Genomic DNA, 8,151 nt, shown 5'->3' on the forward strand with positions numbered 1-8,151 from the left:
TCCTCGTAGGTCGGCCGGCAAGCCTGAGCGCCCTCAAGTCTGACGCATCCGGGATCGGGTGAAAAGCAGATGTCACCGGCCGGTCGCGGCCAGAAGTTCCGTCTGGTCAGGGATGGTGGGAACGGTCCGCGACTCCCGGGTTCCGAGCGCTCACGGGCCCAGGCGCGGGGTGATCATCGTCACCCCCGGCACGCTGCCGATCGAGGCCAGCGCCTTGCCCGCGTCGACAAGCCCGATGGTCCTGGTGACGAGTTGGTCGGGGTGCAGGATCCCGGCCCTGATCATCTCCATCATCGGCGCGTACGCGTGCGCGGCCATGCCGTGGCTGCCGAGCAGCCGCAGCTCGTGGCCGATCACCCGGTCCATCGGCACCGGCGTCGCCCCGCCGGGCAGCAGCCCGACCTGGACGTGCCGGCCGCGGCGGCGCAGGCTCTCGACCGAGGCGGCGCAGGTCCGCGCGCTGCCCAGCGCGTCGATGGACACGTGCGCCCCGCCCCTGGTCAGCTCCCTGACCTGGGCGCCCACGTCACCGGCCGAGCCGTCGACGAAGTGGGTGGCGCCCGCCTGCTCGGCGAGCTGGAGGGCGTCGGTGCTGACGTCGACGGCCACGACGCGCGCCCCGGCCGCCGTGGCGATCATGACGGCGGACAGGCCGACGCCGCCGCAGCCGTGCACGGCCACCCACTCGCCCGGCCGTACCTCGCCCACCTGCGCGACGGCCCGGAAGGCGGTGGCGAAGCGGCAGCCGAGGCCGGCCGCGGTCACGTAGGCCATCTCCTCGGGGACGTGGATGAGGTTGACGTCGGCGTGGTCGACGGCCACGTATTCGGCGTAGGAGCCCCAGTGGGTGAAGCCGGGCTGCGTCTGCCGTTCGCACACCTGGTGCTCGCCGGCGGCGCAGGACGTACAGGTGCCGCAGGCGCAGATGAACGGGACGGTCACCCGCGCCCCGGGCAGCCAGCCGCGCACGTCGGCGCCGACCGCCTCCACCACGCCCGCCAGCTCGTGACCGGGAACGTGCGGCAGGACCCTGATGTCCGGGTCGTGCCCCTGCCAGCCGTGCCAGTCGCTGCGGCACAGCCCCGTCGCCTCGACCCTGATCACCGCCCCGTGCCGAGAGGGGGACGGGTCGGGCAGCTCGCGCAGGTCGAGCTCCCCTCCGAACAGGTCAAACGCAACGGCTCGCATCTCATGAGCTTAGGGTCAACTGCCGCAACTCGCGCAAGGCCCGGTGCGAGGCGGAGCCCGGTTCGGCGGTGTAGAGGACCAGGCGCAGGTCCTCGCGGTCGGGGACGGCGAGGACCTGGCAGTTCGTCACGATCTCGCCTACGGCGGGATGGACGAGGCGTTTGACGTGCTCCCTGCGCATCTGCACCTCGTGCCTGGCCCACACCTGGGCGAACTCGGGGCTCAGCGCGAGCATCTCGGCGACCAGCGCGCGCAGCTCGGGGTCGTCCGGGTAGCGGCCCGCCGCCGCCCGCAGGTCGGCCACGGCGCCGCGGGCGAAGCGGCCCCGGTCCTCGTCGCCGAGGAACTCGCCGATGTCGGGGGAGCGGTAGATCCAGCGGATGACGTTCAGGTCGCCGGGCGCGCGGGCGGCGAGGTCGCCCATGACCGCGCTGGCCAGAGGGTTCCAGGCGAGGATCTCGTACTTGGCGTCCACCACGTACGCGGGCACCTCCTCCAGGTACGAGATCAGGTGCAGGATCGGCTCCGGCACGTCCCTCCTGATGCGCGGCGGGTCGAGCGCCTGCCCCGCCAGGTTGAACAGGTGGGTGCGCTCGTCCTGGGTCAGCATGAGCGCCCTGGCCATCGCGCCGAGCACCTGGCGCGACGGGTGCGGCCCGCGGCCCTGCTCCAGCCGGATGTAGTAGTCGATCGACATGCCCGCGAGCTGCGCGACCTCCTGCCGGCGCAGGCCCGGCGTGCGGCGGCGGCCGCCGTCCGGCAGCCCGACGTCCCGCGGCCCGACGCGGGCGCGCCTGCTGCGGAGGAACTCGGCGAGTTCTTTGCGGTTCATCCCTCCATCTTCCGTCCGTCCGGGCGACGGTGGGTGGTACCGCTGATCCCAGCCTGCGCGGGTCTCTCCCGGTACCCGCCCGGTCGGCGCGAGCGTGGCAGGCATGACGACGACTGCACTCATCACAGGTGCCAACAAGGGAATCGGCTTCGAGATCGCGCGGCTGCTCGGCGAGCGCGGCGTCACCGCCATCGTGGGGGCGCGCGACGAGGAGCGCGGCAGGGCCGCCGCGGAGCGGCTCGGGCAGCCGTACGTGCCGATCGACGTGACCGACCCGCAGAGCGCCGAGGCGGCGGCCAAGTGGATCGAGCGGGAGCACGGCGGCCTCGACATCCTGGTGAACAACGCGGGCATCGCGATCTTCCAGGAGGACGAGCGGCCCTCCGCGATCCCGGCCGAGGTGTTCAGGCAGGTGTACGAGACGAACGTGTTCGGCGTGGTCACCGTGACCAACGCGATGCTGCCCCTGCTGCGCGGGTCGCGGGCCGCGCGGATCGTGAACATGTCGAGCGAGCTGGGGTCGATGACCCTGGCCCTCGACCGGGGCACCCACTACTGGGACACCAACCTGGCCGCCTACAACTCCTCCAAGAGCGCGCTCAACATGATCACCGTGTCGTACGCCAAGGAGCTCATGGACACCCCGATCAAGGTGAACGCGGCCTGCCCCGGCTACTGCGCCACCGACCTCAACGCCCACACCGGCTTCCGCACGCCCGAGCAGGGCGCGGCCATCGCGGTGAAGCTCGCGACCCTGGACGAGGACGGTCCGACCGGCTCCTACCTGCACGACGACGGCACACTGCCCTGGTGAGGTGTGGAGGGAACCAACCAGGACAGATACCGGTGCATGGGACAAGATCTAGATAAAGAGCGATTTTCTGAGGCAGAGTACGCGCGCTTCGGAGAGCGTCTCCACGACCAGCTCGGCGTGCTGCGCGAGCTGCTCGGCACGCCGGGGTTCGGCCAGGGCCCGACGACGATCGGCGCGGAGCTGGAGCTGTTCCTCGTGGACGAGAGGGGCCGCCCCCTGCCCCGCAACGCCGAGGTGCGCGACGCCCTCGACGATGACCGGGTGGTGCTGGAGCTGGGCCGCTTCAACCTGGAGGCCAACCTGACCCCGCTGCCGCTGGAAGGGCAGCCGTTCGAGCAGCTCGGCGCGGAGGTGCAGGAGGCGATCACCAAGGTGGACCGCGCCGCCGGTCAGGCCGTCGAGGGTGGCGGCGCGGTGCCCATCGGCATCCTGCCCACCCTGGACCCCGACCACTTCACCAAGGACGCGATCAGCGACCAGAACCGCTACCGGGCCCTGAGCCGCGGCCTGCGGCGGCTGCGACTGGAGCCGTTCCTGGTCAAGATCGACGACCTGGAGCTGGCGGTCGAGGACGTCATCCTGGAGGCCGCCAACACCTCCTGGCAGGTGCACGTGCGCACGCCGCCGGAGCGGTTCGCCCGGCTGTTCAACGCGGCCCAGCTGGCCACCGGGCCGGTGCTGGCCGCGTGCGGCAACTCGCCGTTCTTCCTGGGCCGGCACCTGTGGGAGGAGACCAGGATCGCGCTCATGGAGGAGGCGGCCGACGACCGCGACGTGGAGCGGCGCTACCGCAAGGACGGCCGGGTCACCTTCGGCTCCGACTGGGTGCGCGAAGGGGCCTACGAGCTGTTCGAACGCTACGTCAACGACTACGACCCGGTGCTGCCCGACCTGTCCGACGACGCCGGGCCGCACGAGGTGCCGGAGCTGCGGCTGCACCAGGGCACCATCTGGCAGTGGAACCGGCCCGTCTACGACCCGGCCGACGGCGGCCACCTGCGCGTCGAGATGCGCGCCCTGCCCGCGGGGCCCTCGTGCGCGGACATGGCGGCCAACTCGGCGTTCCTGCTCGGGCTGACGCTGTCGCAGGCGGAGCGGGACCTGACCGGGTACATGTTCGCGGAGGCGTACCAGAACTTCTACCGCGCCGCCATGCACGGGCTGGACGCCAAGCTGTCGTGGCCCGGCAGGGACGGCGAGTTCCAGGCCGCCGACCTGGTGCTGGAGCTGCTGCCGGAGGCCAGGGAAGGGCTGCTGGCGGCCGGGGTGTCGCCGTCCGACGCTGACGGCGCGCTCGACGTCGTCCGGCAACGGACACGGCTGCGCCGTACCGGAGCGGTGTGGCAGCGTGAAACGCTGGCCCAGGTGGACGGCGACCGGGAACAGCTCGTGCGGCGCTATCGCGAGCTGGCCCTGACGGGGCAACCCGTGCATACGTGGCGTTGAATCGAACTTCCGCGTTTCCTGGGCCGTCCTACACAGGAAAGAGCCGGAAGAGCGAGGAAAGTATGGCAACGGGGATAGTTCCTACAGACAAGACGCCTTTCACGTTAAGGCGGGCGACGGGGACGCTGGCCGAGGGGGCGGCCAAGCTGGCCGCCGCCATCCGCAGCGCGTCGGTCGAGAGCGTGCTGGCCAACGCCAACAGGACGGCCGTGCGCAAGGGCGCCACGGGGGCGCTGGGCTCGATGAGCCCCAAGCCCCTCGACTGGTACGCCTTCGACTCCGGCGACCAGGAGACCACCGACTGGTACCCGCAGGGGCTGACCTGCGGCGAGGACTCCGGCTCGGTGAGCGTGCCGGTCTTCGTGGCGAGCTGGTACTTCAAGCCGTTGCCGCCGGTCGTCGAGCGCGGGATCAGGGTGACGTTCCTCAGCCCGAAGACGCTGAAGTACCAGCACGCGCTGCTGGTCGAGGCCAAGCCCGACGGGTCGTACGGGGCGATCAACATCCACGCGGGCGGCGTCGCCTGGCACGGCGACCTCCTCTACGTGGCCGACACGAGCAGGGGCCTGCGCGTCTTCGACCTGCGCCAGGTGCTCGACCTGCGCACCGCCCAGAGCGATCTGGGCGATCCGAAGCGCATCGGCCGCCAGGGCGGCAAGTTCCACGCCTTCGGCTACCGGTACGTGATCCCGCAGTGCGACGCCTGGCGCGTGACCGGCACGGACACCCGCTTCTCCTTCGTGTCGATCGATCGCAGCACCAGCCCGCACACGCTGATCACCGGCGAGTACCTGGAGAACGACCCCAACGGCCGCGCCGTCCGCTACGACCTGCCCCTGACCGGCACGCCCAGGGACGCGTTCGTCATGAGCCAGAAGAAGATCCAGGGCGGGCTCTCCCACGGCGGCAAGTGGTACCTGAGCCAGGCCGCGAACGGCACCACCAACGGCAAGCTGTTCGTGGCCACTGCGGGCACCGTGGTCACCCGGCCGTTCCCGATCGGGCCCGAGGACCTGACCGTGCAGGGCGGCCGCTTGTGGAGCGTCACCGAGTTCAAGAACAAGCGGATCGTCTTCGCCGTCGCGCTGTGACCTTTGCCCCGCTTGCCCTCAGTCCTTGAGGTGCTGGTAGAGCAGCTCGCGGTAGCGGCGGTCGAAGGCGTCGTAGCGGGCCCGCAGCCGGCCGCCGGGCCAGTCCGCCGGCAGCAGCTCCGCGGGCAGCAGCGGGTCGGACAGCAGGTGGCGCACGACCGCCGCCGACACCAGGAACCCGTCCGGCAGCCCCTCGGCCTTGTCCAGCGCGTCCTCCAGCCGGCGCGCCTCGGCGGCCCAGCCGTCGAGGTCCCACAGCAGCGGCGTCGGGTCGCGGTGCGGGCGGCCGTCGACCAGCGTGCACTGCGCGGTGACGATCTCCGGCCACTCGCGCAGCAGGTTCGCCGGGCGCAGCCAGGTGCCCTCGCGCAGCTCGGCCAGGCGCAGCGCGGTCATCGTGTGCCGGAAGGCGGCCCGGTCGGCGGGCGCGCGCCGCTCGGCGGTGACGACGGCGATCTCCCAGGTGCCGTCCCACGGCCTGGTGTGCGGGTCGCGGCTCTCGTCCTGCCTGCTCTGGCGCTCGACGAGCCGCTCGGAGAGCGTGTAGCGGCCGCTGGACTGCACCAGGTCGCCGGCCGCCACCATGCGGGACAGCGCCACGCGTACGGTGCCCTCGGCGATGCCGAACAGCGCGCCGATGCGCACCAGGTGGCGGGCGGCGAGCTGGGGCGGGTGGGAGCCGAGCAGCGCGCTGAGCACGGCCGACCGGGCACTGAGATTATTACGCTCTTCCATCGCGTGTCGAGTATATGTAATGTCCGAGGCATGGGGCGCTATCTCATCGAACCGTTCGACAGCAGCGACCGTTACGCGACCGAGCGCTACCAGGGCGCTATCGGGCGTAACTGGTGGAGCTGCGATCCTACGCTGCAACTGCTCATGCGGCGGCACCTGGGCGAGGGCTACGCCTGGGCCGAGCCGCACCTGGAGAGACTGGGCGCGCTGATGGGCGGAACGATCGCCGAATGCGCCGAGCTCACCGACCGTGACCCGCCACGCCTGGAGAAGTACGACAAGTGGGGCAGGGACATCAGCGAGGTCGTCATGCCGCCGTCCTTCGAGACGGCCAGGCGCGCCCTCATGGCGAACAACTTCACCTCCCCGGACTTCACCGCCGAGGCCCGCTCGAACGGGGCGAACCCCTCCGCGCTCGCCGCGGCCTGGACGTACCTGCTGGACCAGGCCGACATCGGGATGGGCTGCGCGCTCGGCACGGGCGGCGACATGGTGGTCTCACTGGCCGAGAAGCACGCGCCGCCGGACGTACGCGATCGGGTGCGGGAGATCTTCGCCAACGGCTTCTACTCCGGCGAGGCCGCTCAGATGTTCACCGAACGGACCGGCGGCTCCGACCTGGCCGCGCTGGAGGCCACGGCCGTGCCGTCGGGGGAGGCGTGGCTGCTGTCCGGGTTCAAGTGGTTCGCCTCCAACGCCAACGGGTCCGCCTTCGTGGTGCTCGCCCGGCGGCCCGAGGGGGCGGTCGCGCCGTTCCTCGTGCTGTGGGAGCGCCGTGACGGCTCCCGCAACGGGGTGCGGATCAGGCGGCTCAAGGACAAGCTCGGCACCAGGTCGGTGGCCTCGGCCGAGGTGGAGTTCACCGACGCGGAGGCGTTCCCGCTGGCCGGGACCGGCTCCGGCGCCGGCTCCGGGCTCGGCACCATGATGAGGCTCACCAACGCCTCCCGGCTGGGCGTGGCCATGATGGGCCTCGGCGTCGCCAGGCGGGCGCTGGCCGAGTCGCTCTGCTACGCCAGGGCGCGCGAGGCGTTCGGGCGCCCGCTCGCCGAGCAGCCGCTGATGCGCCGCAAGCTGAGCGAGCTGATCGTCGAGGTCGAGGCCGTCCAGGCGCTGGTCTTCGACGGCCACGTCGAGCCGCGGCTGCGCATCGCGCCCGCGCTGATCAAGCTGCGGGCGGCCAGGCTCGGCGTGACCGCCGCCAGCGACGCCGTCGAGGTGCACGGCGGCAACGGCTACATCGAGCAGTGGCCCGTCGCCAGGCTGCTGCGCGACGCCCAGGTCAACCCGATCTGGGAGGGCGGCGACAACATCCTCTGCCTCGACGTGCGGCGCGCCATGCTCAAGGAACAGGCCCACCTGCCCTTCCTCGACCGGCTGCGCTCGCTGGCCCGCTCCGAGCAGGTCCGGCAGGCGATCGACGACCTGGAGAAGGCGGTGACCGCCTGGCAGGCGCTGGACGACGAGACGGCCGAGGCGCGGCTGTACCCGCTGGCCCAGTTCATGGCCGACGTCTACGCCGCCGCGCTGCTGGAGGACCAGGCCACGTGGGGGCTCGACGACGGGCGCAAGGCGCTCGTCGCCCGCCTGTACGCCGAGGCGCACCTGGCCGACCGGGGGCCGCTGCGCGGCATCGACGCCCCGCCCGCCGACCACTTCGACACCCTTGTGGAGGGCGCCTTCGCCTGACCCTGCCCCTGACCCGGGCCCGGCCCCTGCCCCCGACCCGGACTTTGCCTCAGCCGACCGCCCGCCGTACGCTCGCGTTTCGCCGACCATCGCATCACGGAGGCAGGCATGACCGTACGCATCGAGCGAGAAGGCCAGGTCACGACCGTAGTGCTGAGCAGGCCGGAGGTCCGCAACGCGGTCGACCGCAAGACCGCCGACGCGCTGGCCGACGCGTTCCGCGACTTCGAGGAGTCCGACGCGTCGGTGGCCGTGCTCTGGGGCGAGGGGGGCGCGTTCTGCGCCGGGGCCGACCTCAAGTCGCTCGACAACCACGTCAGCGAGGACGGCGGCGGGCCGATGGGGGCGACCAGGAT

Annotated in this window: 8 protein-coding genes; 5 read left to right on the forward strand and 3 right to left on the reverse strand. The window is 71.8% G+C overall.

The annotated features are described in order from the left end of the window. Window positions 1-150: 150 nt before the first annotated feature. Both KME77_RS04145 and KME77_RS04150 read right to left on the reverse strand, forming a co-directional pair. On the reverse strand, window positions 151-1,188 hold the full coding sequence (locus tag KME77_RS04145) for a zinc-dependent alcohol dehydrogenase family protein (protein WP_219462106.1): 1,038 nt from the start codon (window positions 1,186-1,188) through the stop codon (window positions 151-153). A 1-nt stretch (window position 1,189) separates the two neighbouring features. Then, on the reverse strand, window positions 1,190-2,020 hold the full coding sequence (locus tag KME77_RS04150) for a helix-turn-helix transcriptional regulator (protein WP_219462107.1): 831 nt from the start codon (window positions 2,018-2,020) through the stop codon (window positions 1,190-1,192). Between the two features lie 103 nt (window positions 2,021-2,123). Between KME77_RS04150 and KME77_RS04155 the strand changes: the two genes are divergently transcribed. The 3 genes from KME77_RS04155 (at window position 2,124) to KME77_RS04165 (ending at window position 5,371) form a co-directional block, all read left to right on the forward strand. Beyond that, complete coding sequence (locus KME77_RS04155; RefSeq protein WP_219462108.1) at window positions 2,124-2,834, forward strand: SDR family oxidoreductase; 711 nt, start codon at window positions 2,124-2,126, stop codon at window positions 2,832-2,834. A gap of 117 nt (window positions 2,835-2,951) precedes the next feature. Beyond that, complete coding sequence (locus tag KME77_RS04160) at window positions 2,952-4,280, forward strand: glutamate-cysteine ligase family protein (RefSeq protein WP_308250540.1); 1,329 nt, start codon at window positions 2,952-2,954, stop codon at window positions 4,278-4,280. 62 nt (window positions 4,281-4,342) lie between these two features. After that, window positions 4,343-5,371, forward strand: coding sequence for a hypothetical protein (locus KME77_RS04165; protein ID WP_219462110.1), 1,029 nt, complete (start codon window positions 4,343-4,345; stop codon window positions 5,369-5,371). A gap of 18 nt (window positions 5,372-5,389) precedes the next feature. On the opposite strand, the gene KME77_RS04170 is transcribed toward KME77_RS04165, so the two are convergent. Continuing rightward, a complete protein-coding gene (locus KME77_RS04170) occupies window positions 5,390-6,106 on the reverse strand; it encodes a PaaX family transcriptional regulator C-terminal domain-containing protein (protein WP_219462113.1) in 717 nt (238 codons plus the stop codon). A gap of 30 nt (window positions 6,107-6,136) precedes the next feature. Here KME77_RS04170 and KME77_RS04175 point away from each other — a divergent pair, with 30 nt between their 5' ends. Together KME77_RS04175 and KME77_RS04180 are read left to right on the forward strand one after the other, a co-directional pair. Further along, window positions 6,137-7,795 carry an acyl-CoA dehydrogenase family protein gene (locus KME77_RS04175; RefSeq protein ID WP_219462115.1) on the forward strand — a complete coding sequence of 553 codons (1,659 nt, stop codon included), beginning with the start codon at window positions 6,137-6,139 and terminating at the stop codon, window positions 7,793-7,795. Window positions 7,796-7,903: 108 nt separating this feature from the next. Then, window positions 7,904-8,151 (forward strand): enoyl-CoA hydratase-related protein (locus KME77_RS04180; RefSeq protein ID WP_219462117.1); only part of this gene is annotated, 248 nt, incomplete at its 3' end.

Source organism: Nonomuraea rhizosphaerae, from assembly GCF_019396405.1.
Classification (GTDB): Bacteria; Actinomycetota; Actinomycetes; order Streptosporangiales; family Streptosporangiaceae; genus Nonomuraea; species Nonomuraea rhizosphaerae.

Coding starts and splice junctions, on each gene's coding strand:
- KME77_RS04145 (WP_219462106.1), bottom strand. CDS start 1,188: ATGCGAGCCGTTGCGTTTGACCTGTTCGGAGGGGAGCTCGACCTGCGC.
- KME77_RS04150 (WP_219462107.1), bottom strand. CDS start 2,020: ATGAACCGCAAAGAACTCGCCGAGTTCCTCCGCAGCAGGCGCGCCCGC.
- KME77_RS04155 (WP_219462108.1), top strand. CDS start 2,124: ATGACGACGACTGCACTCATCACAGGTGCCAACAAGGGAATCGGCTTC.
- KME77_RS04165 (WP_219462110.1), top strand. CDS start 4,343: ATGGCAACGGGGATAGTTCCTACAGACAAGACGCCTTTCACGTTAAGG.
- KME77_RS04170 (WP_219462113.1), bottom strand. CDS start 6,106: ATGGAAGAGCGTAATAATCTCAGTGCCCGGTCGGCCGTGCTCAGCGCG.
- KME77_RS04175 (WP_219462115.1), top strand. CDS start 6,137: ATGGGGCGCTATCTCATCGAACCGTTCGACAGCAGCGACCGTTACGCG.